Below are 25,827 nucleotides of genomic sequence, written 5' to 3'. Positions count from 1 at the left end.
GATGACACTCGACAATTTTTTGCAACATGTCAAGGCACGCCGTCCGCTCGACACTCCCGAGATTTACCGGCTGATGGATGAAATGAACGACGAGGCACGCCGTATTACCTGCCAGATGAACTACACTTACCATACGCAGGAGGAGCTCCGTGTATTATTCTCCCAGCTCACGGGACATCCCGTAGACGATACGTTCCGCGTGTTTCCTCCGTTTTATACCGATTTCGGAAAGAATATCCGTGTAGGCCGGAATGTGTTTGTGAATGCCGGATGTCATTTCCAGGATCATGGCGGGGTAACACTGGGCGATGGTTGCCTGGTGGGGCATAATGTGGTATTTGCCACACTGAACCACGATTTCCGTCCCGAGTACCGCGCCGCTATGTTTCCGGCTCCTATTGTGGTAGAAAAGAATGTATGGATTGGCTCGAATGCCACTATTCTTCAAGGGGTAACTATAGGCGAGGGTGCCATTGTAGCGGCCGGTGCCGTGGTGACGAAAGATGTACCTCCCCGAACGGTGGTGGCAGGAGTGCCGGCAAAGGTAGTGCGGTCTGTAGACTGATGAACGAATGAAAGGAACCGAAAAGACCGAAGAACTTCTTGCGTTGATACGTGAGGGGAAAGCGATCACCCGATCCGGACAGATTCGTTTGGTAGTAAGGTTGAGTATTCCTGCCATCGTAGCCCAGTTATCCTATATCCTGATGCAATATATTGATGCCGCGATGGTGGGAAGTCTGGGTGCCGGTGCTTCTGCCTCTATCGGATTAGTCTCTACTACTACCTGGCTATTCTGGGGACTTTGTACAGCCATGGGTATGGCCTTCTCTGTACAAGTTGCTCATCAGATAGGAAGCGGCAATTTGAAAGAGGCCCGTGCCGTATTGAGGCAAGGCATAGGAGCTGCACTCTTTTTTTCCATTCTTTTAGCCCTTGTTGGAATTGCTTTAAGTGGAGTACTTCCCCGATGGCTCGGAGGAGAGGAGTCGATACGGCACGATGCATCACTTTATTTTCTTGTCTTTTCTCTTTTTTTGCCGGTACTTCAGATGAATTTTCTGGCAGGAGGAATGCTCCGGTGTAGTGGTAATATGCGTGTACCCAGCCAGACCGGAGTGTGGATGTGTGTGGCCGATATCATATTGAACTTCTTTCTGATATTTCCTTCGAGGGAGATACAGATAGGTACGGTATCTGTGTTTGTTCCGGGTGCCGATCTGGGTGTAGCAGGAGCAGCATTGGGTACAGCCTTAGCCGAAACATTTGCTACGGGATATATGGGATGGTATCTTTTTGTCCGTTCTTCGGTGTTACGCCTTACGTCGGAGAGTGGAAGCTTTCTTCCTAAAATGGAAGTCATAAGGAAAGCACTCCACATCGGGTTGCCCATGGGGCTGGAGCATATCGTGATTTGCGGAGCCCAAATAATGACTACCGTCATAGTTGCTCCGCTGGGTATCTTTGCCATTGCCGCCAACTCGTTTGCCATAACCGCCGAGAGCCTTTGTTATATGCCTGGTTATGGGATAGCTGATGCCGCTACCACATTGGCAGGGCAGAGCTATGGAGCCGGACGGTTCGCTTTGACACGTCGGTTTGCTTTCATTACGGTAGGATTGGGAATGGCGGTTATGGGGATAATGGGAGTAGCCATGTATGTATGGGCTCCCCACATTATCGGACTCATGACTCCCGTACCCGAAGTCCGCGAATTAGGAGTCATGGCACTTCGCATTGAAGCCTTTGCAGAACCCATGTTTGCCGCTTCTATTGTATCTTATGGTGTGTTTGTAGGAGTTGCCGATACACTTGTTCCCTGCCTGATGAACTTCTTTAGTATTTGGGCCGTACGTCTTTCGTTGGCCGCTCTGCTTGCTCCGTTGATGGGGCTGAAGGGAGTATGGATTGCGATGTGTGTGGAGCTCTGTTTCCGGGGAGGTATTTTCTTATGCCGGCTCTGTGGTAACCGGTGGATAAAAAATAAATAAATGTAATTTGTAAAACTATTTTACACATGAAGACAGGATGGAACTGTATGTGGACTTTGCTTTTTGTGGCCATGATTGGTATGATGTCGTGCAGCCCCGATGAGAGGGGGTATATGGAAGAAAAACAACCGGTACCTCCTTCAGAAAGTGGAGAAGGGAATGAAGATTATAATAATCCCAATAATGAAGAAGATAAAATGAACAGAACGATACAGATTCGGATAGGAGAGAAGGTTTTCTCTGCTACCCTGGAAGACAATGAAACGGCACGCGCCTTTGTATCCCGTCTTCCTATGACGGTTACGATGACCGAAATGAACGGTAATGAGAAATATTACACCTTGCCCTACTCGTTGCCGGTAGATTCCTATCGCCCGGGTACCATTTATGCAGGTGATTTACTTTTGTGGGGAAGCAATACGGTTGTTTTATTTTACGATCGTCTTTCTTCTCCTTATTCCTATACCCGTTTAGGGAAAATAGATCAGGCAGAAGGATTGGAAACGGCGGTAGGATATAACGATGTAGAAGTAACTTTTGAGTTGAAAAACAATTAAATGGCAACGCATATGGAATTGATAAAAAATACTGAATTTGGAGGAGAACGTCCTCTGTTTGCTTCGCACAATCTCCACCTGGATCATGTAATAATCCGTGCAGGAGAATCGGCTATAAAAGAATGTAGCAATATCCGGGCTACTAATTGCCGTTTTGAAGGAAACTATCCTTTCTGGCATGTACATGGCTTTAGCATCGAGAATTGTTTTTTCGATGTTGGCGGACGCTCTGCCCTGTGGTATTCCGATCATCTTGTCATGAAAGATACCCGCATTGATGCGCCGAAGATGTTTCGTGAGATGTCGGATATAGAGATAGAAAATGTAGAAATAAACGATGCCGATGAAGTATTCTGGCGTTGCCGGAACATCCGTATTAAAGACTTGAAGCTACACGGCGGTACGTATCCGTTTATGTTTAGCAATGAGATATATGTCGACGGATTGGAGAGCGATAGCAAGTATGTGTTTCAATACGTAAAAAATGCAGAGATTCATCATGCACGGATTACCACCAAAGATGCGTTTTGGGAGGTGGAGAATGTGACCATTTATGATTCCGAGCTGAATGGAGAGTATTTAGGATGGCATTCACGGAACCTGCGTCTGGTAAATTGCCATATTACCGGCGAACAGCCACTTTGTTATGCCCATAATCTGGTACTGGAGAACTGTACTTTTGGACCGGAATGCGACCGTGCTTTCGAATACAGCAGTGTTCAGGCTACCATTCGCGGAGCCATTGGCGGGGTAAAAAATCCGTTGTCCGGATGCATCACCGCCGAGAGTTACGGAGAGATTATTCTCGATGAGCACATCAAGGAACCTGCTTCTTGTGAACTGAAACTTTGGGACGGACAAACCTGTTTTGATGATTGAATATGAAGTACGATTTTGATGAGATAATTTCCCGCCGTAATACCTGCTCTTATAAATGGGATGGAGAAAACGGTGAAGAAGTGTTGCCTATGTGGGTAGCCGATATGGATTTCCGTACCGCACCTGCTATTGTACAGGCTTTGCAGGAACGGGTTGCACACGGAATCTTCGGGTATACCCGTGTTCCTGAGGCATACTATGAAGCCGTGTCGGACTGGTTCGGACGGAGACACGGATGGAAGATACCTTGCGAATGGATGATTTATACTTCGGGGGTGGTACCGGCTTTGTCGGCGGTAATCAAGGCTCTGACCGTTCCGGGCGATAAGGTTGTAGTACAGACTCCGGTATATAACTGCTTCTTTTCTTCAATCCGCAACAACGGGTGTGAGTGTGTCACCAGTTCCCTGGTAAGAGAGTGTGACACTTATCGCATAGATTTCGAAGACCTGGAGCGGAAAGTGGCCGGAGCCAAACTGATGGTTCTTTGCAATCCGCACAACCCTGTGGGACGTGTGTGGACAAAAGAGGAACTGGAACGTATAGGTACAATCTGCATTCGGCATGGAGTAACCGTTGTGTCCGATGAAATACACGGCGAACTGGTGTATCCCGGACACGTCTACACACCTTTTGCTTCTTTGTCCAATGAATTTGCCCGGCACTCTGTGACGTGTTTTTCTCCCAGCAAGGCTTTTAATATAGCCGGATTGCAGATAGCTACCATTGTAGCACAGAATGAGGATGTACGCAGAAAAATAGATCGTGCCATCAATATCAATGAAGTATGTGATGTAAATCCTTTTGGCGTAGTAGCAACTCTGGCGGCATATCGGGAAGGCGAGGAGTGGCTCTGCCAGCTGACGGACTACCTGTGGGAAAATTATCAATGCATGAAACGGTTTTGTGCCACCTTCCTGCCTCTTTTTCCTCTGATGAAGCTGGAAGGAACTTATCTGGTATGGATGGATTGCCGGAAGTTGGGCGTTTCGTCTGCTCATTTAGAAGAACATCTGATTCGGGAAGTCGGCTTACATCTCAATGCCGGTACTATGTATGGAGAAGAGGGAGAAGGCTTTATGCGCTGGAATATTGCTTGTCCCCGTGCTTCGCTTATCGAGGGGCTGGAGCGTTTCCGGAGTTATGCAGACAGGCATCTTGAGCCAGCTGAAGCATGTAGAGAAAACAGATAAGATAGGATGCGGCTCGGCATTCCCTTCACTCAAAAGCAAGCTTTTGGCTTGGTACTGCGCTCGCCTTTCACTATCTTTTGAGAAGATAGGAGTCGGCTCGGCATAGGTCAAACTTTGAAAACTTTGTTTTCCGTTTGCCTCTGCACTCGCCTTTCACTATCTTTTGAGAAAATAGGATGCGGCTCGGCATTCCCTTCACTCAAAAGCAAGCTTTTGGCTTGGTACTGCACTCGCCTTTCACTATCTTTGAAGGCGGAAAAAGAAAAGAATTATGCCAGTTATCGAAATAGAATCGCTCCGTCATCCAGGAGTAGAAGTGTTCAGTACGCTTACCGAAGCTCAGTTGCGCAACCGTATCGACCCGCTTCGCGGAATATTCATTGCCGAGAGTCCTAAGGTGATTCGTGTGGCGCTTGATGCCGGTTACGAGCCCGTGGCTCTGCTTTGCGAGCGGAAACATATTGCGGGCGATGCGGCCGACCTGGTGGCACGTATGCCACACTTGCCTGTATATACGGGCGAACGCGAACTTCTTGCCCGGCTCACGGGGTATACCCTGACGCGCGGTGTGCTTTGTGCCATGCGTCGTCCGGCTCCTCTTACGGCCGCCGAGGTATGCCGCGATGCACGCCGTGTAGCCGTAATTCATGGAGTGACCGATACGACCAACATCGGAGCCATTTTCCGTTCTGCCGCCGCACTGGGTGTAGACGGTATTCTGCTCACGCCCGATTCGTGCGACCCCTTGAACCGTCGTGCCGTACGTGTGTCGATGGGTTCGGTGTTTCTGGTGCCTTGGGCGTGGAGCGAGCATCCTTTCCAGAGCCTTAAAGAGGCAGGATTCCGCACGGCTGCTCTGGCACTCACTCAGCGCTCCGTATCGCTCGACCATCCGGCACTGAAAGCCGAGCCTCGTCTGGCACTGGTCTTGGGAACCGAGGGCGATGGACTTCCTGCACAGGCCATCGAGGGAGCCGATTATGTGGTACGCATCCCCATGTTCCACGGAGTAGATTCACTCAATGTAGCCGCCGCTTCGGCCGTAGCTTTCTGGGAACTTCGTGTGCGCTAAGGCAGTTTCCTTGTGTGCGCACACGCTCTGCACGTTATGCGATGCCCAGCAGCTCGATTTCGAAAATCAGGGTAGACCCTCCCGGAATGCCCGGTTGCGAGAATTTCCCGTAGCCCATTTCTGCCGGGATGTACACCTCCCATTTGTCGCCCACACACATGCGTTGCATGGCGATAATCCATCCCTCTATCAGGTCGCTCAGGCGGAAGGCGATGGGTGTTCCTCCGCGGCTGCTGTCGAATTTCTTTCCGTTGATGGTACGTCCGGTATAATGTGCGGTCACGATGCTTCGCGGAGTAGGATGCTTTCCGTCGTTTGCTCCCGAAGCCAGTACCTTATAATAAATTCCTTTTGGCAGAGCCATTACACCTTCTTCCTTAGCTTTGGCAGCCAGCCATTCTTTGTTGGCCTGTATGTATTCCTGTTTTCCCATTTTTAATGATGATTTGGTTTCTGTGCAAATTTATCACTTTTTTCTCATTTTTTAGAAGCCAATTGTCTTTCCGTAAGCAGGCGAAGAATAAGTATCACTACCCCTGATAAGGCTTCCTGCACAAAGCGGGGAGCCTGTGCTTTATCCGGCTGACCCATGCTTGCAGGTTTTTTCGGGCGGTTTCGGGGCGCATAGCCTCTTCGATAGGCATGTATGCAGGAGTAATACCGTCGGCACGGGCAAATCCTGCCTTGAGGAGTGATTCCGTATCGCTGGTTTGTCCGGCTACCAGCCAGACGGGGATGTGCTGCTTCTGTGCGCTTCTCAGAATACGTTCCGGCAACTTGCCCATGAGTGTCTGCCGGTCGGCACGTCCTTCGCCGGTGATAATAAGGTCGGCATTGCTTATTGTTTCGTCGAAGCGGACGAGACGAAGCAAGAGGTCGGCTCCCGATTTTACTTCTGCCCGGAAGTACTGTATGAAGGCATAGCCCAAACCTCCTGCCGCTCCGGCACCCGCTACTTGCGAGGCATCTCTTCCGAGTTGTGCGGCCGAGTGGCGGGCAAAGAGCCGTGCCTGCCGGTCGAGCTGTTCTACCATCTGGGGAGTGGCTCCCTTTTGAGGACCAAACACAAAGGCTGCTCCATTTTCTCCGTAAAGCGGATTGCGTACATCGCTGGCCAGGAGAAAACGGCATGCGGGCATACGGCTTGAGGGCAGTTCGTCGATGCTCTTGCTCCCGGTGAAGCGGTCGGCCAGTGCCTGCAACATACCCTTTCCGGCATCGCTCGTTCCGCTTCCGCCCAGACCTATGATAAACGTGCGGCATCCCCGGCAGAGGGCATCGGCAATGAGTTCGCCTACTCCGTAGGTGGTAGCCACGAGCGGATTCCGTTCGTCTTCTTTCATCAGAGTCAGTCCGCAGGCTCTGGCACTTTCTATCACGGCCGTACCGTCGGGGGCAATTCCGTAAGGGGCAGAGATGCGTTGCATGAGCGGATTGTGCACTTCTGTTTCTACAATGCTTCCGTGCAGAGCCGAAACAAATGCTTCGAGCATTCCTTCGCCTCCGTCGGACATGGGCAGGGTGAGCACTTCTGTGTCTTCTCCGCTTAATGCTTGTGCAAGGGTGCTTTCTACCTCTTCCGAAGTAAGACATCCTTTAAAAGAATCGGTAGCTATTACGATTTTCATAATCAATTCATAGAATGGTAAGGTTATAATCAGTGTTTATGTGGAGCGATAACCTGTTGGAGAAATTTGGCAAAAGCCAGTGTAGATTTCTTCCGGTAGACGCCCTGCGGCCAGAAAAGAAAGCCTTGCGTAGCAAGCCGTTCGACCGATAGAATAGGGATTTTTACCAAATCAGGTTCCTCGTGTACGGCGGCTTCGGTCAGTATGGTAGCCCATTTGCCTCCTTCGAGCAGGCGGATGATGGTCTGTACGTCGTTCACCTCCATGCCGATGTGCAGATGGAGTTTCTTGTTGGTGCAAATTTCTTCAATTTTCTGCCGTGTGGCAAATCCTCTGGCAGGAAGAATAAGAGGGGTTTGCGACAATTTGTTCAGTGTGATGGATGAGATGGAAGCCAGCGGGTGCGACCGGTGGGCGATGAAATACAGACCGGAGGAAAACAGAGGCAATGTGTCGAAGTTGCCATCCAGTTTTTCCGGAAGAAAAGAAAGTACACAATCCATGCGGCCTTCTGCCAGTTGTGCCAGAAGTTCGTCCGAAGTAGCAAATGTAATGTTTATCTTTATCTTGGGATGAGCCTGTGTAAATGCCATCAGGGCATCGGTAAGCAGGGTACTCAGACTATATGTGGCACCGATGTGCAGTTCTCCCGTTTCCAGTTCCTTTAAATCTTTGATGATTTGTTTTCCGCTTTCTGCATCCTGTATGGCTTTTCTGGCATAGGGCAGGAAGGCTTTGCCCGCTTCGGTGGGTACTACCCGCTTTCCGATGCGGTCGAATAGCAAAATATCCAGCTCTTCTTCAAGTTGCTTGATTTGTTGCGAGAGTGTACTCTGTGAGATAAACAACAGGCGCGATGCCTCCGAGAAATTCTGATACTCGTAGGCTTTCTCAAAGTATTTCAATTGTCGTAATTCCATCCTTTTATCAATCGGTTTTATCGATGAATATCATCGAAATATAGTGTTTTGCAAATATAGTATTATTCTTTTCTCCTTTCTATTTTTGCCTCACAAAATAAACGAACCGATAAGGTGATACGAATCAATATCTAAAATCTGAATAAATGATGAAAACTTTGTTGAGTATGATTTTTGCCGGTATATCGGTATTTACGATATCGGCACAGAGTGTAACAAAAGAGGTAACAGACGGCATACGCTATTGCGAAAGCACTTATCCTTACGAAGGAGGCATGCTGATAGCTAACTTTGGTACAGAGCAGCTCAATCCGCTCAATAGCGAAGGAAAAGGATACATCGTGTGGCACAAAGACGGAAAGAACCAGGTGCTGATAGCGGCCGACGGACATTTGTCGGCTCCCAAAGGTATGTGGGTGCACGAAGGTTTTCTCTATGTATGCGATGTGAATAAGGTGATGGTCTACAACCTGGAAGACAAGAGTGCAGAGCCTTATACAATCCAGTTGCCCGAAGGCCATCTTTTTGCCAACGATGTGGTGGTGGACGGAAACTATCTGTATATTTCTGTAACGAATACGGATACTGTTTTCCGTGTAGATATAACTCGCCCGTCTCAGCCGGGAACTCCCGAGGTATGGCTTTCTGTACCGGGACCCAACGGCCTGTTGTTGTACAAAGGTGCGCTTTACGTGGCGTCTTATCCTGCCGATGGGAATACGGCCGACCGGAATGTGGTATATCGTGTAGCCGATATGAAGAATCCTTTGCCGGAGAAGTGGATTGAAACTCCGGGACAATACGACGGACTGGCACTGGCTTCGGATGGTAAGGCTATTTATTTGACAAACTGGACTCCGGCTCAAATCTGCAGAGTTGATTTGGCGACCCGTGAGATGAAGGCTCTTGATGTAGACCTGGCACAACCTCTGGTAGGACCGGCAGACATTTCCGTGATGGACGGTTGCATCTACATTCCCGATCTGCCCAATAGTCGGGTAGTGGTCGTAAAAGAAGCGGAATGAGAGTGAGAACTGGAAAACGTCCTTTTGTTTCGTGAATGGATTTTGAACCGGCGTTGTCGGCTATGCGGTCGGCGACGCCGTTTCCATAATCAACGCCGTTGAATTTACGTCCGGCGTCGTCGGATATACTCCATTGTCAGATGATGTCTTTATACCGTTTGAACCTTTCTGCTAATGGAATGTTATTTCGTAGAAAATGATAACTTTGTATATTCCCTTATTCTAAAATAGAATCTTATGATACCTCCTAAAATTGATCAGTCTACCAAAGAAGAGCGTCAGGCATTTGTAATCGAGGCATGGAAATGTTTGCACGATTGTGAGTCGTGTGGAAAATGTCACATCCTGAAGGGAAAGGATGCGGAAACCCTATATGCCGATTACATTGAAGGGAAACGAACCTACATGGATGTGACACTGGATATACGGAATAAAAGTTACTGATAGGGAGAGTCGTACTTTCTTTGGGGAGTTTGACTTATCGTTTTTACCGATTAGTCTTATCGGAAAAAAAGATTTTTTCAAATAAACCGACTCCTGTTTTTCTTCGTTATGTTTTTAGATCATGAAATAAAAACATAATGAGCACTCAATCTATACATACAAAAGGAAAACGAGCCGTTGTTTTATATTATAGCCATAAAGGAAAAACAGCCGGTTATGCCCGTGAAATAGCCATGTATCTTTGGTCGAAAGGACTGAACGTCAGTTTAAGTGCTATTACGGATTATGATCCGGAACGGCTCAATGAAACGGACTATCTGATTTCGGGATGCTGGACATGCGGATGGTTTGTCGTGGGGCAGCATCCACATGAGCGTTGGAACACTTTTAGCCGGAAAATAGCAGGGCGAGTACCTGCAGAGCATACGCTTCTTTTTACAACTTATAAAATCCGGACTGGCAGCCTTTTCCGTAAAATGAAAAAAGTTTTGGGTATACAGAGTAAACAGAAAGTACCTTATCTGAAATCGAAAACCGGTTTTTTGACCGATGCGGATAAAAAACGGCTGGATGGTTTCATAAATATTTCATCTATTCAGTAATTATTAAAAATGTTGTAGTTATGGAGAATAAAAAACTTACAAGCGCTTCTGGCGCACCGGTTGCCGACAATCAGAATGTAGCAACCGCAGGTCGGCGAGGCCCGATGCTTTTACAGGATGTATGGTTCCTGGAAAAACTGGCTCATTTCGACCGTGAAGTGATTCCCGAACGTCGTATGCACGCCAAAGGTTCTGGAGCTTTTGGTAAGTTTACGGTAACCAATGATATTACGGCATATACCAAAGCCGCTATATTTTCTGCTATTGGTAAGGAAACGGAAGTGTTTGTCCGTTTTTCTACGGTAGCCGGAGAGCGTGGCGCGGCCGATGCAGAGCGCGATATCCGTGGCTTTGCCATTAAGTTTTATACAGAAGAAGGCAATTGGGATTTGGTAGGCAACAATACTCCGGTCTTCTTTTTGCGCGACCCTCTGAAATTTCCCGACTTGAATCATGCCGTTAAGCGCGACCCGCGTACCAATATGCGTAGTCCGCTTAATAACTGGGATTTCTGGACTTCGCTCCCGGAAGCCTTGCATCAGGTAACTATTACCATGAGCGACCGTGGTATTCCGGCTTCTTATCGTCATATGCATGGGTATGGTAGCCATACTTTCTCGTTGATTAATGCACGTGGCGAACGGGTGTGGGTAAAATTCCATTTGCATACCCAGCAGGGCATCAAGAACCTTACCGATCAGGAGGCAGAAGCTATCATCGCAAAAGACCGCGAGAGCCATCAGCGTGATTTGTACGAAAGCATCGAGCGGGGTGATTTCCCACGATGGACAATGTATATCCAGCTGATGACGGAAGAGCAGGCTGCTAATTGTCCGTTTAATCCGTTCGACTTGACCAAGGTCTGGTCGCAAAAACAATATCCGCTGATCGAAGTGGGAGTTCTGGAACTGAATCGTAATCCGGAGAATTATTTTGCCGATGTAGAGCAGGCAGCCTTTAATCCGGCTAATGTAGTGCCTGGTATCAGCTTCTCGCCTGACCGTATGTTGCAAGGCCGACTTTTCTCATATGGTGATACTCAGCGCTATCGTCTGGGTGTAAATCACCACCAGATTCCGGTAAACCGTAGCCGTTGTCCTTTCCTTAATATGTATCACCGCGACGGACAGATGCGTGTAGATGGCAATCACGGTTCTACATTGGGATACGAGCCTAATAGCTTTGGCGAGTGGCAACAACAGAGCGAGTATAAGGAACCGCCTTTGGAACTCGATGGAGCGGCTTACCAGTGGAATTATCGGGAAGATGATTCGGACTATTATTCACAGGCCGGTGATTTGTTCCGCTTGATGAATCCTGAGCAACAGGAGGCTCTCTTCGGAAATACGGCTCGTGCAATGGGAGATATTCCGGATATGATTAAAATCCGTCATATTAAGAATTGTCTGAAAGCCGATGAAAATTATGGTAAAGGTGTAGCTAAAGCATTGGGGATTTCACTGGAGCAAGTTATGGAATAATAGCTCCGGCTTAGAACTATAAATAAAAATCAGCCAACCGATTCGTTTTTATAATTACGAATGGGTTGGCTTTTTTGTATAGATTACATTGTACTTCAAAAGACTATCTGCATTTACAGAATTTCTCTTGCTATCCACGCGCAAGCTTCGGCATCGGCCAGAGCGTGGTGATGATTTTCCAGGCGGTATCCGCAGGCCGCGGCTACGGTATGCAACTGGTGATTGGGGAGTGTAGGGAATACTTTGCGGGCTACGCACAGAGTATCGTAAAACGTGTAGTCGGGATAGTCCATCTGATAGACCCGGAAGACCGCCTTCAGGCAACTCTCGTCGAAAGGGCGGTTGTGTGCCACGAGTGGGAGTCCCTCGATAATCGGTTCAATCTGTCTCCATACATGGGGAAATACCGGTGCATCTTCGGTATCTTCACGGGTGAGTCCGTGTACCTTTGAGCACCAGTAATTGTAATAGTTCGGCTCCGGATTGATCAGCGAGTAAAAAGTATCTGTTATCTTACCGTTTCGTACTACAACTACGCCAACGGAACAGACCGATGAGCGCTGGTTGTTGGCGGTTTCGAAATCGATAGCTGCAAAATCTCTCATGTATCCGTTTGCTATATATCTTATCGTTTGGTCACGGTAATCATAAATGTAACGGCCACTATGGCAATGGAGATTCCTACAATGATGTTTGTGGTGAGTGGTTCGCCAAACATAACTGTTCCGACCACGATGGCCGTAATGGGTTCGAATACGCCAAGTACCGAAGCTTTGGTAGCTCCGATGTTGCGCGAAGCGATGGCAAGTGTAGCCGTAGAAACGATGGTGGGCAGAAGAGCAAGTCCTACGAGGTTGAGCCAGTCTGCTCCGGTAGTGATTCCGGCGGTTATTGCGGTATCGGAACAGAAGATTTTCCCGAGAAATACAATTGCTCCTACCGTAAGGGCATAAAAGGTGAGCAAGGAATTGGATATGCCGGCAATGACCTTGCTACGGTTGATGATGACGATGAAAAGTGCGTACACCAGTGCCGAGGCAATTGAAAGTAATACACCGATGGGATTGATGGTTTGTGAACCGTCGCTTTGTGTCATGATAAGTACCCCACCAAAGGTAGCGGCAATGGCAAGCCATACGGGCCACGAGGGGACGACTCTCAGAAATACCATGATGATGGCTACAAGAACGGGGTAGAGGAAGATGAGTGTAGTAGCCAGTCCGGAAGCGATGTATTCGTAGGCTTCGAAAAGGAAGATACTGCTTGCGGTGTAAAGTAAGCCGAGGGCAAACAACACACCAATCTGCTTTCCGGAAACTTGAAAACTTTGTTTACGGAGTATCAGAAACAATCCTAAAAGTATTACCGCAAAAGAGTAGCGGAAGAAAAGTATGGACTCTGTAGCAGCACCGTTTTTCATCAACGGAACCGCAAACAAGGGATTCAACCCGTATGTAATGCCGGTGATAATTCCTGCCGGATAGCCGATAATGGCATTCTTGCTTAGTTTCTTCATGTGATGGTAGATGTAAATTATTGTGTTTAACCCGTCTTTTGGTGTAGCAAAACCGGGAATATCAGAACTGGAAATGTACAGGCTTGGCAAATTCGGCTTTATGTTCCAGTCCTTTCACGTTACCTAAATTAGTTAACCAGCCGTCAATGTGCTTCAGGTAGAACACTTTGAAGATGGGATTCTGGCGCATATCCTTGTAGAGTGCATTGACGATGGCGCTTTTCTCGATAATGGCATCGCGGATATCCTGACGTTCCTCGAAAACTACTTCGGCCGAGAAACGGATCCATGGAGTCTGTATCTCGTTTTCCTCCAGCTTGCATCCACAAAGTTCTATGGTAGGATTGACCTGTAATTCAGCATAGATTTCTTTCTTTGAGTTGGTGCAGAACCATAGTTTATCGTCTTCCAGCACCATGTATTGCATGGGACGTACCTTCGGTTTGCCATCCAGTCCGATGGTAGCCATGAACTGGATGCCGACGTGGTCCAGATAATCGGCCACTTCGCGTAGGGTAATATTTTCGTTCATCCTTTTTTAATTGGCTTTTAAAAGATAATTGTTTTCGGTGACTTTATGGAATCCAACGCCGGTTAATCTCCTTAACCAGTCCGCTTTCTATTCTAATACGGGTATTCATCTGGAAAAAATCACGACGATTTTCGGGCAAATTGCTCAGATATGTGTACTGGTTTTCGGAAATTGTGTCGCACGGGTCGGAAAAATCCTCACCGCAATCAATGAGTATAAAGTCGTCGGCAAGTTTTAAAGTGGTATTGCCTATTTCCTGATATATGGAGTGATTGTTGAAAGTCGTTGCCCGATAAGTGCCCCCTTCATGGGCGGTAAGGTCCACTCCTCTTCGCTCAATACCACCATTGATTCCTACAAAACCGTCTCTTCTTTCGAGGGAATCTACAACTATGGGTTCGCCTTTAAGCATAAGCGTATCTCCTTTCTGTAGGCGGTTGATGGTAACAGAGTCGTACAGAAACTCTCTGTAAGCCGTAATATCGAGGCTTTTTTCCTGCCGGTTGATGTTCTCACAAACAAAGGCGACCGCTACGGTACAATTGTTGAGCGAATCAATGGAGGAGAACCCGTTTTCCAACGGAACCACACATTGATGGCTTGTTGCCTGATTTCCATCTGCACATCCCATGAGAGAGAGCAGCGAGGTGATGATTAATGCGTAATGTTTCATTTTTTTCTATCGTATTGATGATGTGTTTTGCTTATGGATTTCTTTTGGTAGTAAATGTCCGAATGTATGGAGGTTTATTACCGAAATGCTTACAAATGTACTAAATAGTTTGAATAAAATACCGGAATATGGATTTTATATGAATATGAGATGCTGCCTGCGGAGCAAGGCTATCCGAACCGGAAACAAGAAGAAAGAAATAAAAACCATATCTTTTGATGGTTGAGATGTTTGGGAGTTTTCGTATCTTCGCAAACAAACAAAACAATCGATAGAGTATGAGAAAAAGAATGACTAACCTTTCGGCTACATTGCTGGGAGTTACCGTAGCGGCTTCTACTTTGTTCTCGTGTGGAAGCCAGCAAAAGGAATCACCGATGAAAGCAAAAGTTGAGGAGTATGCCTCTGTGGAATTGAAATCGGATCTTGTAAACAATTTGAGTGACAAGGAGAAAGAACTGGTAAGAATTTTCTTCCAGGTGGGAAAGATTACTGATGATCTTTTCTGGAAGCAGACTTTTGGCGACAAGAGTAAGCTTGATACCCTTACCGATAGCTATGCAAAAGAGTTTGCCATGATTCAGTATGGAGCGTGGGACCGTCTGGATAACAACAAACCTTTCCTGGATGGATATGGCGAAAAACTGGATGTGTGCAACTATTATCCTCACGATATTACCGAAGCGGAGTTTAACGCGTTTGAAGATGCAAATAAAGACTCATGGTATACCGTAATTCGCCGCAATGAAGATGGTTCTTTGAAGAGTGTTTGGTATCATGAAGAGTATGCTCCGGAAATAGAACGTATCTGTTCTTTATTGGAAAAGGGGGTTTTACTGGCAGAAGATCCGGGTTTAAAGAATTACCTTGAAAAGCGAATCGAAGCATTTAAGACGGATGATTATCTGGAGAGTGACCTGGCATGGATGGACATGAAGGATAGCAAGATTGATTTTGTGACAGGACCTATTGAAACTTACGATGATATGTTCCGTGAAACCAAAGCATCGTACGAGTCGTTTATTTTGCTGAAAGATGAAGCCAGAAGCAAAGACCTTGCCAAGTTTGTAGCGATGCTTCCTGCTCTTCAAAAAGAGTTGCCTTGCCCGCCGGAATATAAAACATTTGTACCGGGTACATCGTCAGACCTGAACGTGTATGATGCGGTGTATTATGCTGGTGATTGTAATGCGGGAAGCAAGACGATTGCCATCAATCTGCCAAACGATGAAAGAGTGCATGCATTGAAAGGTACACGCCGTTTGCAATTGAGAAACTCTATGAAAGCTAAATTCGATAAGATTCTCTTGCCTATCGGACAACTTGTCGTTACTCCCGAACAACAGAAGTATCTCAACTTTGATGCATTTTTCTGGAATGTGACTTTCCACGAAGTGGCACATGGACTGGGTGTGAAACAGACTATTCGTACCAATGAAAGTGTAGATGCGGTAATGGGTACGGAAAAGACTTCATGGGAAGAAGCAAAGGCTGATATCTTGGGCTTGTTTATGGTGACTAAGCTGATAGAAATGGGTGAAATTACAAATATTACGGCCGAAGACGCAATGGCTACTTATATTGCGGGTATCTTGCGCTCGGTTCGATTTGGTGCGGCTTCTTCGCATGGTAAGGCTAATATGATGTGCTTTAACTACATGGAAAAAGCAGGTGCATTTGCACGTGATGCCAAAGGTCAGTATGTCATTAATTTTGAAAAGGCAAAAGAGGCAATGAATAGCTGGGCTGCATTGATTCTTCAGACACAAGGCGATGGCAATGTGGAATTTGCCAAGAAGTACAGAGAAGAGAATGGTGGAATTACTCCTGAACTTCAGGCCGATCTTGATAAAATTAATGGAGCGGGTATTCCGCGTGATATTAAATTTATTCAAGGAGAAGAGATCCTTTTGGGAAAAGCTGAATAATTGTAATCTGAAATAATGAAAAATGCGGCTCAAAAATAGTTTGGGTCGCATTTTTTATTTTATGTTTTTATCATGTATATTTCAATGTGATATGTTTTGTTTGTAGGGGTTATATGTCAGGCTTCTTTATTTTTTTCTTCTTTGTCGGATTGTTTTCTGAAAATCTGTGCTGCGATACTTCCTGAAAAGTTATGCCATACCGAAAACATGGCTCCGGGTACGGCTGCCAAAGGGAACATGGCAAAGTGTGTAGCAGCAAGTGATGTAGCCAAGCCAGAGTTTTGCATGCCTACCTCAATGGAGATGGCCGAGCGTTTGGATGGTTCACTTCCACTTAGGGTAGCGAGAGCATAGCCTAATGTCAGTCCGAACACATTGTGGAGAATAACTGCTATGCCCACAATCAGACTACACGAAAGGATACTGGCAGAGTTATGCGCTACAATGATACCGATGATGAATGCAATAGACAGAGTGGAAATCATAGGTAGCAATGGTACTATCCGTTGAGTAGTCTGTCTGAAGTAATGATTGGCGGCAACACCCAATACAATAGGGACAATTACTACTTGTACGATACTTAAAAACATACCTGCTATGTCTACTTCCACCGATTTTCCGGCAAGCATCCAGACAAGGGCAGGGGTGAGTATGGGAGCCAGGAGTGTAGAAATTCCGGTCATCGCTACACTAAGGGGTACATCGCCTTTAGCCAGATAGCAGATGACATTGCTTGCCGTTCCTCCCGGACAACATCCTACGAGAATCACTCCGAGAGCGAGCTCTGCTGGTAATGACAACAACTTGCAGATGAACCATGCCAGGGAGGGCATGATGAGGAATTGTGCCAGTTCGCCTACAAGGATGTCTTTGGGGTGTTGCAAAACTGGTCTGAAGTCGGAAGGACGGAATGTGAGTCCCATACCGAACATTACAACACCCAGCATCGGGGTAATGGCCGAAGTTCCTATCCAGGTAAACGAGGAAGGGAAAAAGAGTGCTAGGATTGTTACCAGCACCACAACGAAGGTGATGTGAGCGGCAATCCATGCAGATATGGTGATGAATTTGTTTTTTCTTGTCTTTTGACACATGGGTATATAGTTTTGGTTAGAATTAGTCTGCAAAACTATAAAAAATCGTGTGAATCTTGTCTGAAGTCTTTTATAATAACCTTACCCGGTGTTAGTAATTTTCACTAGTTGCAGATTTTCAATATATCGGGATATGTTCTCAGTATGTAAATTCTTTGTTCGTTATTTCGTTAACTAACAGATGCTTTATTTATCAAAATAACCAGCTACAAAAACAAACAGTTCAGCAAGTCAATCTTGCTGAACTGTTATAAATAATTTATTTTTCAGTAATTGAAATGATTATTTAGAAGCAGTACTTCTTTCAGAAGATTGCATCTAAGATCAATGCAAAATTACAGATTGTCGTTAGTCAGAGTCTTACCCTTGTATTCTCCTGTCAGAGTCTTGAGGAACTTAACGATATCGGCAGTTTCGCTTTCAGTAAGGTTGACACCAACTTCATACTTAGCCATGTCGATTACAGCTTCTTCAAGTGTCTTCTTTGTTCCATCGTGGAAATAGGGACTTGTCAGCTCGATGTTTCTAAGCCCGGGAACTTTGAATCTGTGCATATCACGCTCGGTTTTAGTTTCCTTGTTACGGCCGTGATCTTCGAATGTTATCTCAGTACCTCTGTCCCCGAAGTAGTCTGCTCTCATACCCATCAGTTCGTATGATTGTCCTCCAAGATTTTCTCCAACGTGGCATGTAGCACAGTTATATTTCTTGAACAAGTCATAACCGTTTATTTCTTCAGCTGTAAGTATATTTTTGTCTCCCTTCAGATATTTGTCGAATCTAGAGTTAGGAGTAATCAGTGTGCGTTCGAACTCCTGAATAGCATCAGTAATTGTAGCCTCTGTAAATCCTTCAGGATATACTTCCATGAATACTTTTTCGAATGCCTTGTCTTCGGAAAGAACCTTACAGATATCATCGAAAGATTTATGTCCCATTTCGATAGGATTGAGTGGAGGACCACCAGCCTGTGCTGCCAGTGTTGCTGCACGTCCGTCCCAGAACTGGACAAAATTATAGTGAGCATTGAATACTGTAGGAGCATTTACACCACCTACCTGTTCCTTTATACCTACAGAGAACTGCTTGTTGTCTACACCGGCAGTATTCAGCGAATGGCATGTAGCGCACGATACGGTATTGTCTGCAGAGAGACGTGTGTCGTGGAACAGCATGTCTCCGAGGATAACCTTGCGGATGTCAACAGGAATAGAGTCGTGGATAGGACGTACAGGCTCGTTTGCAAACTCTGCAGCTGCAAGAAGGTTAGGATATGCCTGTGCTCTGTAGTTCTTAATCCAGTCAAGAGAAATTTCTGTTTTCTTGGCAGTCATTGATGACCCCCAGTGTATGAGGTAATACTTTGCCAAAGGCATAGTTCCATCTTTGATTACCTTTTCTACTTTTGCCAAATCTACTTCACTTATTTTTTCACCGTTTTTCAGAGCTGTCATCATAGGCTCAACGTCAAACTCTCTGTATCCTTTCTCAATGTCTTCCTTCACCAACTTGCCTGCTACAGGGAAATTGGCATAGAATGGAAGTTTCGGGGTAGCCGAGTGACATTCCATACATCCTCCGTCGGTAAGTATTGCAAGCATTCTCTCGTTGGCTGCAAGCGATTCAGAAGGAGCTTGGTTTACAAGGCGGTAAACTGTTACAGCACCTGCTGCAATCAGTAATGCTACCAAGATAATTTTTTTCTTCATAATCTCAAATTTTAAATGTTAGTTTCCTATTCTTAATTATTCTCTGTTATAAAGATGTACACTCTTTTGTGCTGCCGGAAGATAGTTTACTCCGTACCAGCACATCTGGAGCGATATAAATCCTGCGATGAGCAATCCATACAGCAGTTTCTTGCTCTTGTATGTTTTCTGCAGGCGTATGTGTATATACAGCAGATATACAGTCCATGTAATGGCAGCCCAAGTTTCCTTAGGATCCCAACTCCAGTAGTTGCCCCAGGCATCCTTAGCCCATATTGCTCCCGTCAGCATTCCTATTGTGAGGAAAGCAGTTCCGGTATATACCAGCTCGTCGGCAGTAGTTGTATATATTTCCTTATGCTTTTTCAGCCCGATACACCCTATTATAAATGCACAGCCAAGTACGGAGTATGAGAACATATATACAGTGACGTGCGGAATAAACCAAATGCTTTGCAGAGCTGGCATCAGTGACTGGTCGTGTATCTCGGGTTTCAGAATGTTGATTATACAAAATACAGTCGATAGCAAAGTAGAGAATGAAAGTATCCATCGGTATTTCCATTTTAAATATGTGATTAGTCCTGATATACCCATGAAAAGTGAGTACCATAGTCTGGTTTCACCCATGGTTCGGAGCGGAGGTCTCTGCAGATATATCCATAGCCCTACGATAAATACCAGAAAAACAATACTACCTGCCAAACTGGTAGCTATGGCTATTTTGGATATTCCATTCCTTGTAGCCGAGGTCACAGCACTGATAATCCACAAGATTACAGAGGCAATGGTGAATATATAGAATATGTCCCAGTTTATTGTCATCTTTATTTATATTATTGAGGTTTATGATTATTCTTTTAAAGTCTTTTTTTGAGGCCCTCCGATAAACATCCCGATAGCTCCGGCTATTGTCATTATTATACCTGTCAGCTGTACATATTTCCAAGGCTGGCGTACTATTTGCAGAATACAGTATTGTGGTTTGTCCGAGCGTGTGTCATAACTTACGAGATAAACATCTTCGCCCAGATTATATTCATACGGATGGTTTACCTCCAGGCTTACTTGTGATGATTTTCCGTTTTCTCTGTCGGAAATCTTTACTTCTGCGACATAACTTTTTGGCATTCCATTCTGATAGTGTTCGACATTGAAATCAATTAGCTGCATATTATAGTCGAGATAGAAATGCTGGCCTTCCATTGTTTGTGCCTCATTGTTCTCGCTTTCGAAGAATACTGGTATTCTGGCTGTCACAATGTCACTGCTGCCCATGAATCCTCCGAACAACGCAATCCATACTCCAGCATGGTTGAGAAGGAATCTCCATCTTTTCTTTTTTCTTGACTTAAATCCTCTGATGGTTATGGCTGCAAGATGTGAAAGCAGAATGAAAAGTATTGATACGAAAATCCATGATGACATGAAATTGTAGAATCCAAGTCGTCCCAATAGTCCGCTTTCGTTTTCCGCATCTACTGCAGACATCTGCGGAAACAGACCTATGACTAAGGTACCGCAAATAAACAGAAACAGGCTGAAGGCTGTGGTTTTGGGAGATACAATGACTTTTGATATATTGCTTTCGCTGTTATTGTCGTGGACGAGCGCATAAATGGAATAAACCCATATTACTCCAAGAATAACATTCAATGGAAATTCAAAAAAATGAAACGGAAAGTTTCCTGCACAGAATTGGATAACGACTGCTGCCATTATTAGAAAGAATGGTATCAGGTAGGAATTCTTCGTCATTTAGGTATTGTTATAGGTGTTCAATAATAGTTCTTGTGTAATTTATTGCAAAAATAATAAAAGCTATCTATTTTCAATATTATATGATATGAAAATTGTATTGATTACAAAAGAAAAGTTTGAAAATCATAAAGCGTTACTTTGACAGAGACCTGCTGAAGAGAATTGCTTCTATTGATTTATAAGAGATGGGCATAATATTTTTATTATAACATAGTTTCAGCAGTGGGATATGAAGTATGTCAAAATGGAATGTATTCTCTTGGGTTCTTGACAATCTGTTTTTATAAGCCTGAATGCTAAAGTGAGACGGTCTCATTCTTTTTTCGGATTGAGAAAGACATTCTTTATACGAACATAGATTCATGTTTTTATTCGTTTGTTTCAGCCGGCGGCGTCGGCTGCACATTTGACATCGTCGGCTGTACCGCCAACAACGGCAACTCTACAATCGGCGACGTCGATTGAAGCCTCCGACATTTATCAGCCTTTTATCACTTTACATGAGTGGTTTACAGTTCGGATAATTCCTCTTTTTGCCTGCTTATTATAGCAGGTTTTGGGTAAATAAAAAAGTCGCTGAGAATAAGCGACTTCATTATGGTTGGCTCTAATTTGTTGCAGTTTTGATTATAATATTTTATTTGTCGATGCAACATCGAAGCATATTTAATTATCAGCGTTTTAGCATTTTAATCGGTACAAATAGATTTTTGACAAAGAATTCATTTTCTATGTACAAGTGTAAACCTTTGTTTTTCAGTCTTTTGTTGATTTTATTTGTACCGCCTTTCTTCATTCAAATTTTGTATATCAAAAATCAAGTATAAAACTTTGATTCTTTGATAGTTTTATCCCATGCGCTACATGATGATGGTACAACAAAGATAGGTCTTTTTTGTGAATTTCTCAATGTATTAATGTGGAAAATAATAATATATTTAAGTAATACTTGTGGTGTAATCCGGAGATTATTTATGTTTTTGATTATGTAACAAAATCAAAAAAAAGTAAGACGATATTATATCATTATCATTTGGAACTTAATTTTTTTTCTATGTTGTTTCCAGTTTAGGATCTTTGTCATATGTTTGTTTTCCATGTGATAAAACGTATAATATGACAGATAGCATAGAAAATATAGGTTTGATGATTCGGGATGAACGTCTTCGCAAGGGACTTACTCAAGAAGAACTAGGTAAACGTATTGGAGTTGGAAAAGCTCAGATTTCAAAAATTGAGAGTGGAAAAGGACTTACAATAAATACAATAACAAAAGTTCTTGATGCTCTTGGTATGTCTGCTTCTGTTATCTTACAAAATACGCAGGCGATTGATAAAAATGTGATTGTATATATCGTTGCCGTTATCAATGAATTTGCCAAGACTTATCATATTTCTGTTCGTGAAGCAAATAATTATTTAATACGTTTTAATGGTATTGACTTCCTTACGGAACATTATGAAGCAGAACATCTGCTTTCATTGGATGATGCCATTCAGGATCTTACTCAAGTTTGTTTAAATAATGGAGATGGTATTCAATGAAATTATATCACGGTTCTGATGTTGGGTGTAGCAAGCGGTAGGATATTGAAAATAGATAAAGTATTGGTATTTTAATGTGTGACTTTTCATTTTTATATATAAGAATTTATTGATTCTCAATAATATTAGTAACTTTGCAATATAATTTATATATAACAACGATGCAACATAATAGAATGAACATACCTGCAAATACATTATATCGAAGCACAAAATGCTTTGAGCGTGTGTCGTATGTTCATGCATCAAGCATTGAATCATTGAATAAATACAATTACACTTTCCAACGATCTTTATGTATATTATTGAGGTTACAATGATGCTGATACCCCTCTGATAATGATATTAGAAAGCCGTCGGAAAGTCCTGATTAAAACTTTTCGACGGCTTTTTCTTCATGCCTTTTGGTGACATCCGCTCGATGCGTCCTTCTCCGTCAATTCCGTCCATGGGCAAAATACAATGTATTATTAACCGCGCAGTGATGCGCATAAAAGAACAAAATTATGAATTATAAATTTGATGGAAGCAGGGTGTTCTTTACATCCGACACGCACTTTAACCATACCAATATCATCCGGTTCTGCAACAGGCCCTTCAAAGATGTAACCCACATGAATGAAACGATAATAGCCAATTGGAACAGCGTGGTTGGCCCTGATGATATAATATTTCATTTGGGAGACTTTTGTTTGGGAGGTTCTGCCGAATGGATAAATGTACTAAATAGGTTGAATGGGAAAATATATCTTATAGCCGGCAATCACGATATAAAGAATCTCAGGCAGAATTATACGAAGTACTTTGAACAGATAACGATGCAGATGCATATTGAAGTTGATAAACAGAAAATTTATCTGAATCATTGTCCCTTCCTTTGTTATGGAGGAGCTTACAGTGATACATGGCAGCTTTTCGGGCATGTACATACCAGCAGGCATAACACCGGCAAGGATGTTCCGCGGTTGAAAATGCTTTTCCCGACTCAGTATGATGTAGGTGTAGATAACAATAATTTCACACCGGTATCATTTGCACAGGTAAAGATGATAATAGAGAAACAGATAGAACAATCAAAGGAAGGAGAATGATAAAATGAGAATACAATATATGAGTGATTTGCATCTCGAATTTCAGGAGAATAGCAGATATCTGAGATATAATGAATTGCCTGTAACAGGTGATGTACTGGTGCTGGCAGGAGATATTTTCTATCTCAAGGATAAGACTGCTCCAGTTATGAATTTCTGGAAGTGGGCATCCAAAAATTACCGTCAGGTATTGATTGTTCCTGGTAATCATGAATACTATAACTATTCGGATGTGATGGAACGCGGTTTTCAATGGAAGTGGATGTTGCGGGAGAATGTGGGTTACTATCAGAATCAGGTTGTCCGCATCGATGATACGGACTTTATACTGAGTACACTCTGGTCGCACATCAATCCGAATGATGAATATTTTGTATGGAAAGGTATGAACGACTTCCGTCAGATTAAGTTTGGCGGGAAGCTGCTGCAAGTGGAGGAATTCAACCGGATGCACGAGATCAGTATTGACTTTATTCGGAAAAACATCGAAGAGAGCATAGCAAACCATATTGTGGTGGTCACACATCATTTGCCTACACTCCAAGTAGTAGCAGCGCACCATAGAGGATCTGTTCTGAACAGTGCATTTGCAAGTGAGTATGATAATTTAATCGCCAATAGTAGGATTGATGCATGGATATATGGACATTCGCATACCAATATTGATACGGAAATAGGAGGGAGCAGGGTAATCTCTAACCAAATGGGATATATTTTTGCAAATGAGCATCTGATGAATGGATTTGAATCGGGCAAGTTTATTGAAATTAAATGAGTACAGCGATGAATGAAAGAAAAATCATAGATAGAAAATACCTTTGCGATTTAGCTAAGGAAGTTGGTCTGACTACATTAGATCTGGAAGCATTAGGCGAAAATCATCATTGGGAAATTGTTGTTGAAGGAAATTTACTGGAAAAGATGATTGAGACTCAGCGTCAGTTTGAGCGTCTTGCCGTGATTGGTGATGAAGAGTGTCGTGGGTTTTATATAGAGGTGCCTCGGCCAACATCAGAAGATTGGGGTAATGTAGAGGAACTGATTGCTTCGGGAGAATACAGCAGCATGGATGCATATCTGTCGGACTGGCTTGCGTTCAATCCGATGGAAACGCGCTGGTTCTATGTAACCTCAAGAAAATACGGGAATAACCGGTCGATTCATGTTACCGACCGGAAATTTACCCACTTTGTTATTTCTAACCGCTCCTCGTATAATGAAAAGGAGTTCGATGATGTTTGTTGCAAGGAGAACCTTACACGTTTTTTCGACTTTTTGCATCTTATGATTGGTGTTATTGTAGCAGATTCCGACGGGTTTAATGAGTATGTAGCAAACAATCTGCCATACCAACAACGTACAGGTAGGATTTCCAGAAAGAACCTGGTTCGTATAGTTCCGAGTCTTAGGATTGATGTAGAGGACCGTGAAATAACAGTTAAGGCTTTAGAGGACTCAATACAGGGGCGTTCTTTATTTCCTATAAAGACTATGACCATACGAAAGTATTGTAAATTCTATCGTATTGCTAACGAAACTTATAAGGCTTACCATAAGAAACGGGGTATCGGTGGACGTATCAATATGGATTCAAAAAGGGATCTCCAAAAAATCTCGGATGTGGCTTATTACAAGTATATGAAGTATGTGGATGTGGAGAACCTTTATAACGTCGACAGCCAGGAAGATTTCATACGGTTTGCAACGGATCATTACGGTGAACTTGGGCTTTCACGTTTGAATATCTTAGCTTCACATGTTCAACATCAGGGATGGAAGATTGTTGTTTCCAACAGTTATTCATCCAATGTCGGATTGGCTATGGAGGTGGCTGTCTCCCTGTATAAGGCTGATGCTCCATTACATATTTACGATGCTGAGAAACTTCTGAGTATTCTGAAGGAAGAGGATTTTGTCCGACTGGTTCCTGATTCATACCATAACTATATGGGATATCAGGAAGAAGGTACCGTATATGAGCTTCCTTGGGAGTATGAATGTTCTGATGAGAAAAACTCTTTTCTTACTCTGGAACAATATCATGATATTATTTCTCATACCGAATGGGAGCCTGAGAAACGTGTAGAGCCTATTTCTTAATGGAACGTCGTAATTAAAAGTTGGCTTATCTCCATGTCTATGCGTGGTTGATAAGCCATTTCTTTTGCAATCAAAACTTCATGAGG

26 protein-coding genes are annotated in these 25,827 nt (G+C 44.1%); 15 read left to right on the top strand and 11 right to left on the bottom strand.

Annotation, left to right across the window (positions count from 1 at the left end; translation table 11 throughout):
* Nucleotide 1: 1 nt before the first annotated feature.
* The 6 genes from WKU26_RS01300 to WKU26_RS01275 all read left to right on the top strand — a co-directional run bounded on the left by WKU26_RS01300 (nucleotide 2) and on the right by WKU26_RS01275 (nucleotide 5,692).
* Nucleotides 2-565 (top strand): sugar O-acetyltransferase, encoded by a 564-nt coding sequence (locus WKU26_RS01300; RefSeq protein ID WP_340320610.1) that lies wholly within the window; start codon nucleotides 2-4, stop codon nucleotides 563-565.
* 7 nt (nucleotides 566-572) lie between these two features.
* Nucleotides 573-1,991, top strand: coding sequence for an MATE family efflux transporter (locus WKU26_RS01295; RefSeq protein ID WP_340320609.1), 1,419 nt, complete (start codon nucleotides 573-575; stop codon nucleotides 1,989-1,991).
* A 26-nt stretch (nucleotides 1,992-2,017) separates the two neighbouring features.
* On the top strand, nucleotides 2,018-2,548 hold the full coding sequence (locus tag WKU26_RS01290) for a cyclophilin-like fold protein (RefSeq protein ID WP_340320608.1): 531 nt from the start codon (nucleotides 2,018-2,020) through the stop codon (nucleotides 2,546-2,548).
* Between the two features lie 12 nt (nucleotides 2,549-2,560).
* Nucleotides 2,561-3,427 (top strand): DUF3737 family protein, encoded by an 867-nt coding sequence (locus tag WKU26_RS01285; protein ID WP_269876288.1) that lies wholly within the window; start codon nucleotides 2,561-2,563, stop codon nucleotides 3,425-3,427.
* Between the two features lie 2 nt (nucleotides 3,428-3,429).
* Nucleotides 3,430-4,620 carry a MalY/PatB family protein gene (locus tag WKU26_RS01280; protein WP_340320607.1) on the top strand — a complete coding sequence of 397 codons (1,191 nt, stop codon included), beginning with the start codon at nucleotides 3,430-3,432 and terminating at the stop codon, nucleotides 4,618-4,620.
* 271 nt (nucleotides 4,621-4,891) lie between these two features.
* Entirely contained in the window at nucleotides 4,892-5,692 is an 801-nt protein-coding gene (locus WKU26_RS01275; protein ID WP_269876290.1) for a TrmH family RNA methyltransferase, read from the top strand.
* 34 nt (nucleotides 5,693-5,726) lie between these two features.
* Here WKU26_RS01275 and WKU26_RS01270 read toward each other — a convergent pair whose 3' ends face one another.
* From WKU26_RS01270 to WKU26_RS01260, 3 genes are all read right to left on the bottom strand, one after another.
* Nucleotides 5,727-6,125, bottom strand: a complete 399-nt coding sequence (locus WKU26_RS01270; RefSeq protein ID WP_340320606.1) for an FKBP-type peptidyl-prolyl cis-trans isomerase — start codon at nucleotides 6,123-6,125, stop codon at nucleotides 5,727-5,729.
* A gap of 97 nt (nucleotides 6,126-6,222) precedes the next feature.
* Nucleotides 6,223-7,320: a glycerate kinase family protein gene (locus WKU26_RS01265; protein WP_340320605.1), complete on the bottom strand. Its 1,098-nt coding sequence runs from the start codon at nucleotides 7,318-7,320 to the stop codon at nucleotides 6,223-6,225.
* Nucleotides 7,321-7,349: 29 nt separating this feature from the next.
* Nucleotides 7,350-8,240, bottom strand: a complete 891-nt coding sequence (locus tag WKU26_RS01260) for a LysR substrate-binding domain-containing protein (protein WP_340320604.1) — start codon at nucleotides 8,238-8,240, stop codon at nucleotides 7,350-7,352.
* 146 nt (nucleotides 8,241-8,386) lie between these two features.
* Here WKU26_RS01260 and WKU26_RS01255 point away from each other — a divergent pair, with 146 nt between their 5' ends.
* The 4 genes from WKU26_RS01255 (at nucleotide 8,387) to WKU26_RS01240 (ending at nucleotide 11,792) form a co-directional block, all read left to right on the top strand.
* Nucleotides 8,387-9,265, top strand: coding sequence for an SMP-30/gluconolactonase/LRE family protein (locus WKU26_RS01255; protein ID WP_340320603.1), 879 nt, complete (start codon nucleotides 8,387-8,389; stop codon nucleotides 9,263-9,265).
* 237 nt (nucleotides 9,266-9,502) lie between these two features.
* Nucleotides 9,503-9,709 carry a hypothetical protein gene (locus WKU26_RS01250; protein ID WP_269876295.1) on the top strand — a complete coding sequence of 69 codons (207 nt, stop codon included), beginning with the start codon at nucleotides 9,503-9,505 and terminating at the stop codon, nucleotides 9,707-9,709.
* A gap of 137 nt (nucleotides 9,710-9,846) precedes the next feature.
* Nucleotides 9,847-10,311, top strand: coding sequence for a flavodoxin domain-containing protein (locus WKU26_RS01245; protein WP_340320602.1), 465 nt, complete (start codon nucleotides 9,847-9,849; stop codon nucleotides 10,309-10,311).
* A gap of 20 nt (nucleotides 10,312-10,331) precedes the next feature.
* Complete coding sequence (locus WKU26_RS01240) at nucleotides 10,332-11,792, top strand: catalase (protein ID WP_340320601.1); 1,461 nt, start codon at nucleotides 10,332-10,334, stop codon at nucleotides 11,790-11,792.
* A 113-nt stretch (nucleotides 11,793-11,905) separates the two neighbouring features.
* On the opposite strand, the gene WKU26_RS01235 is transcribed toward WKU26_RS01240, so the two are convergent.
* The 4 genes from WKU26_RS01235 to WKU26_RS01220 form a co-directional block, all read right to left on the bottom strand.
* A complete protein-coding gene (locus WKU26_RS01235) occupies nucleotides 11,906-12,397 on the bottom strand; it encodes a 3'-5' exonuclease (RefSeq protein ID WP_340320600.1) in 492 nt (163 codons plus the stop codon).
* 20 nt (nucleotides 12,398-12,417) lie between these two features.
* Nucleotides 12,418-13,308 (bottom strand): EamA family transporter, encoded by an 891-nt coding sequence (locus tag WKU26_RS01230; protein WP_340320599.1) that lies wholly within the window; start codon nucleotides 13,306-13,308, stop codon nucleotides 12,418-12,420.
* A gap of 61 nt (nucleotides 13,309-13,369) precedes the next feature.
* A complete protein-coding gene (locus WKU26_RS01225) occupies nucleotides 13,370-13,840 on the bottom strand; it encodes a pyridoxamine 5'-phosphate oxidase family protein (RefSeq protein ID WP_340320598.1) in 471 nt (156 codons plus the stop codon).
* A 43-nt stretch (nucleotides 13,841-13,883) separates the two neighbouring features.
* The gene (locus WKU26_RS01220; RefSeq protein WP_340320597.1) at nucleotides 13,884-14,513 is read right to left on the bottom strand and encodes a hypothetical protein; all 630 of its coding nucleotides are present in this window, start codon (nucleotides 14,511-14,513) and stop codon (nucleotides 13,884-13,886) included.
* A 278-nt stretch (nucleotides 14,514-14,791) separates the two neighbouring features.
* On the opposite strand from WKU26_RS01220, the gene WKU26_RS01215 reads away from it, so the two are divergent.
* The gene (locus WKU26_RS01215) at nucleotides 14,792-16,441 is read left to right on the top strand and encodes a dipeptidyl-peptidase 3 family protein (RefSeq protein ID WP_340320596.1); all 1,650 of its coding nucleotides are present in this window, start codon (nucleotides 14,792-14,794) and stop codon (nucleotides 16,439-16,441) included.
* 116 nt (nucleotides 16,442-16,557) lie between these two features.
* Here the strand turns inward: WKU26_RS01215 and WKU26_RS01210 are convergent, their stop codons facing one another.
* The 4 genes from WKU26_RS01210 to WKU26_RS01195 form a co-directional block, all read right to left on the bottom strand.
* The gene (locus tag WKU26_RS01210) at nucleotides 16,558-17,535 is read right to left on the bottom strand and encodes a bile acid:sodium symporter family protein (RefSeq protein ID WP_340320595.1); all 978 of its coding nucleotides are present in this window, start codon (nucleotides 17,533-17,535) and stop codon (nucleotides 16,558-16,560) included.
* A 335-nt stretch (nucleotides 17,536-17,870) separates the two neighbouring features.
* A complete protein-coding gene (locus WKU26_RS01205; RefSeq protein WP_340320594.1) occupies nucleotides 17,871-19,244 on the bottom strand; it encodes a cytochrome-c peroxidase in 1,374 nt (457 codons plus the stop codon).
* A gap of 36 nt (nucleotides 19,245-19,280) precedes the next feature.
* Nucleotides 19,281-20,063: a cytochrome c biogenesis protein CcsA gene (ccsA, locus tag WKU26_RS01200; RefSeq protein WP_445323198.1), complete on the bottom strand. Its 783-nt coding sequence runs from the start codon at nucleotides 20,061-20,063 to the stop codon at nucleotides 19,281-19,283.
* 33 nt (nucleotides 20,064-20,096) lie between these two features.
* Nucleotides 20,097-21,002 carry a cytochrome c biogenesis protein ResB gene (locus WKU26_RS01195; RefSeq protein ID WP_340320592.1) on the bottom strand — a complete coding sequence of 302 codons (906 nt, stop codon included), beginning with the start codon at nucleotides 21,000-21,002 and terminating at the stop codon, nucleotides 20,097-20,099.
* A gap of 1,119 nt (nucleotides 21,003-22,121) precedes the next feature.
* On the opposite strand from WKU26_RS01195, the gene WKU26_RS01190 reads away from it, so the two are divergent.
* The 4 genes from WKU26_RS01190 to WKU26_RS01175 all read left to right on the top strand — a co-directional run bounded on the left by WKU26_RS01190 (nucleotide 22,122) and on the right by WKU26_RS01175 (nucleotide 25,741).
* Nucleotides 22,122-22,550 (top strand): DUF3791 domain-containing protein, encoded by a 429-nt coding sequence (locus tag WKU26_RS01190; protein WP_340320591.1) that lies wholly within the window; start codon nucleotides 22,122-22,124, stop codon nucleotides 22,548-22,550.
* Between the two features lie 506 nt (nucleotides 22,551-23,056).
* Complete coding sequence (locus tag WKU26_RS01185; RefSeq protein WP_117689091.1) at nucleotides 23,057-23,641, top strand: metallophosphoesterase; 585 nt, start codon at nucleotides 23,057-23,059, stop codon at nucleotides 23,639-23,641.
* A gap of 4 nt (nucleotides 23,642-23,645) precedes the next feature.
* Nucleotides 23,646-24,416 (top strand): metallophosphoesterase, encoded by a 771-nt coding sequence (locus tag WKU26_RS01180; RefSeq protein WP_340320590.1) that lies wholly within the window; start codon nucleotides 23,646-23,648, stop codon nucleotides 24,414-24,416.
* Between the two features lie 8 nt (nucleotides 24,417-24,424).
* Nucleotides 24,425-25,741, top strand: coding sequence for a hypothetical protein (locus tag WKU26_RS01175; protein WP_340320589.1), 1,317 nt, complete (start codon nucleotides 24,425-24,427; stop codon nucleotides 25,739-25,741).
* Nucleotides 25,742-25,827 lie beyond the last annotated feature (86 nt).

Origin of the sequence: Phocaeicola sp. HCN-40430 (genome assembly GCF_037890285.1) — a bacterium.
In the GTDB taxonomy this organism is placed as follows: Bacteria; Bacteroidota; Bacteroidia; order Bacteroidales; family Bacteroidaceae; genus Phocaeicola; species Phocaeicola acetigenes.
This window is presented reverse-complemented; position numbering and strand designations above follow the sequence as displayed.

Bases quoted from the DNA above. Each gene is read 5' to 3' on its own strand.
- WKU26_RS01210 (WP_340320595.1), bottom strand. From the start codon at position 17,535: ATGTGTCAAAAGACAAGAAAAAACAAATTCATCACCATATCTGCATGG.
- WKU26_RS01230 (WP_340320599.1), bottom strand. From the start codon at position 13,308: ATGAAGAAACTAAGCAAGAATGCCATTATCGGCTATCCGGCAGGAATT.
- WKU26_RS01295 (WP_340320609.1), top strand. From the start codon at position 573: ATGAAAGGAACCGAAAAGACCGAAGAACTTCTTGCGTTGATACGTGAG.
- WKU26_RS01220 (WP_340320597.1), bottom strand. From the start codon at position 14,513: ATGAAACATTACGCATTAATCATCACCTCGCTGCTCTCTCTCATGGGA.
- WKU26_RS01265 (WP_340320605.1), bottom strand. From the start codon at position 7,320: ATGAAAATCGTAATAGCTACCGATTCTTTTAAAGGATGTCTTACTTCG.
- WKU26_RS01205 (WP_340320594.1), bottom strand. From the start codon at position 19,244: ATGAAGAAAAAAATTATCTTGGTAGCATTACTGATTGCAGCAGGTGCT.
- WKU26_RS01195 (WP_340320592.1), bottom strand. From the start codon at position 21,002: ATGACGAAGAATTCCTACCTGATACCATTCTTTCTAATAATGGCAGCA.
- WKU26_RS01240 (WP_340320601.1), top strand. From the start codon at position 10,332: ATGGAGAATAAAAAACTTACAAGCGCTTCTGGCGCACCGGTTGCCGAC.
- WKU26_RS01185 (WP_117689091.1), top strand. From the start codon at position 23,057: ATGAATTATAAATTTGATGGAAGCAGGGTGTTCTTTACATCCGACACG.
- WKU26_RS01280 (WP_340320607.1), top strand. From the start codon at position 3,430: ATGAAGTACGATTTTGATGAGATAATTTCCCGCCGTAATACCTGCTCT.
- WKU26_RS01175 (WP_340320589.1), top strand. From the start codon at position 24,425: ATGAATGAAAGAAAAATCATAGATAGAAAATACCTTTGCGATTTAGCT.
- WKU26_RS01180 (WP_340320590.1), top strand. From the start codon at position 23,646: ATGAGAATACAATATATGAGTGATTTGCATCTCGAATTTCAGGAGAAT.
- WKU26_RS01290 (WP_340320608.1), top strand. From the start codon at position 2,018: ATGAAGACAGGATGGAACTGTATGTGGACTTTGCTTTTTGTGGCCATG.
- WKU26_RS01225 (WP_340320598.1), bottom strand. From the start codon at position 13,840: ATGAACGAAAATATTACCCTACGCGAAGTGGCCGATTATCTGGACCAC.
- WKU26_RS01190 (WP_340320591.1), top strand. From the start codon at position 22,122: ATGACAGATAGCATAGAAAATATAGGTTTGATGATTCGGGATGAACGT.
- WKU26_RS01275 (WP_269876290.1), top strand. From the start codon at position 4,892: ATGCCAGTTATCGAAATAGAATCGCTCCGTCATCCAGGAGTAGAAGTG.
- WKU26_RS01255 (WP_340320603.1), top strand. From the start codon at position 8,387: ATGATGAAAACTTTGTTGAGTATGATTTTTGCCGGTATATCGGTATTT.
- WKU26_RS01250 (WP_269876295.1), top strand. From the start codon at position 9,503: ATGATACCTCCTAAAATTGATCAGTCTACCAAAGAAGAGCGTCAGGCA.
- WKU26_RS01285 (WP_269876288.1), top strand. From the start codon at position 2,561: ATGGAATTGATAAAAAATACTGAATTTGGAGGAGAACGTCCTCTGTTT.
- WKU26_RS01215 (WP_340320596.1), top strand. From the start codon at position 14,792: ATGAGAAAAAGAATGACTAACCTTTCGGCTACATTGCTGGGAGTTACC.
- WKU26_RS01260 (WP_340320604.1), bottom strand. From the start codon at position 8,240: ATGGAATTACGACAATTGAAATACTTTGAGAAAGCCTACGAGTATCAG.
- WKU26_RS01235 (WP_340320600.1), bottom strand. From the start codon at position 12,397: ATGAGAGATTTTGCAGCTATCGATTTCGAAACCGCCAACAACCAGCGC.
- WKU26_RS01300 (WP_340320610.1), top strand. From the start codon at position 2: ATGACACTCGACAATTTTTTGCAACATGTCAAGGCACGCCGTCCGCTC.
- WKU26_RS01245 (WP_340320602.1), top strand. From the start codon at position 9,847: ATGAGCACTCAATCTATACATACAAAAGGAAAACGAGCCGTTGTTTTA.
- WKU26_RS01270 (WP_340320606.1), bottom strand. From the start codon at position 6,125: ATGGGAAAACAGGAATACATACAGGCCAACAAAGAATGGCTGGCTGCC.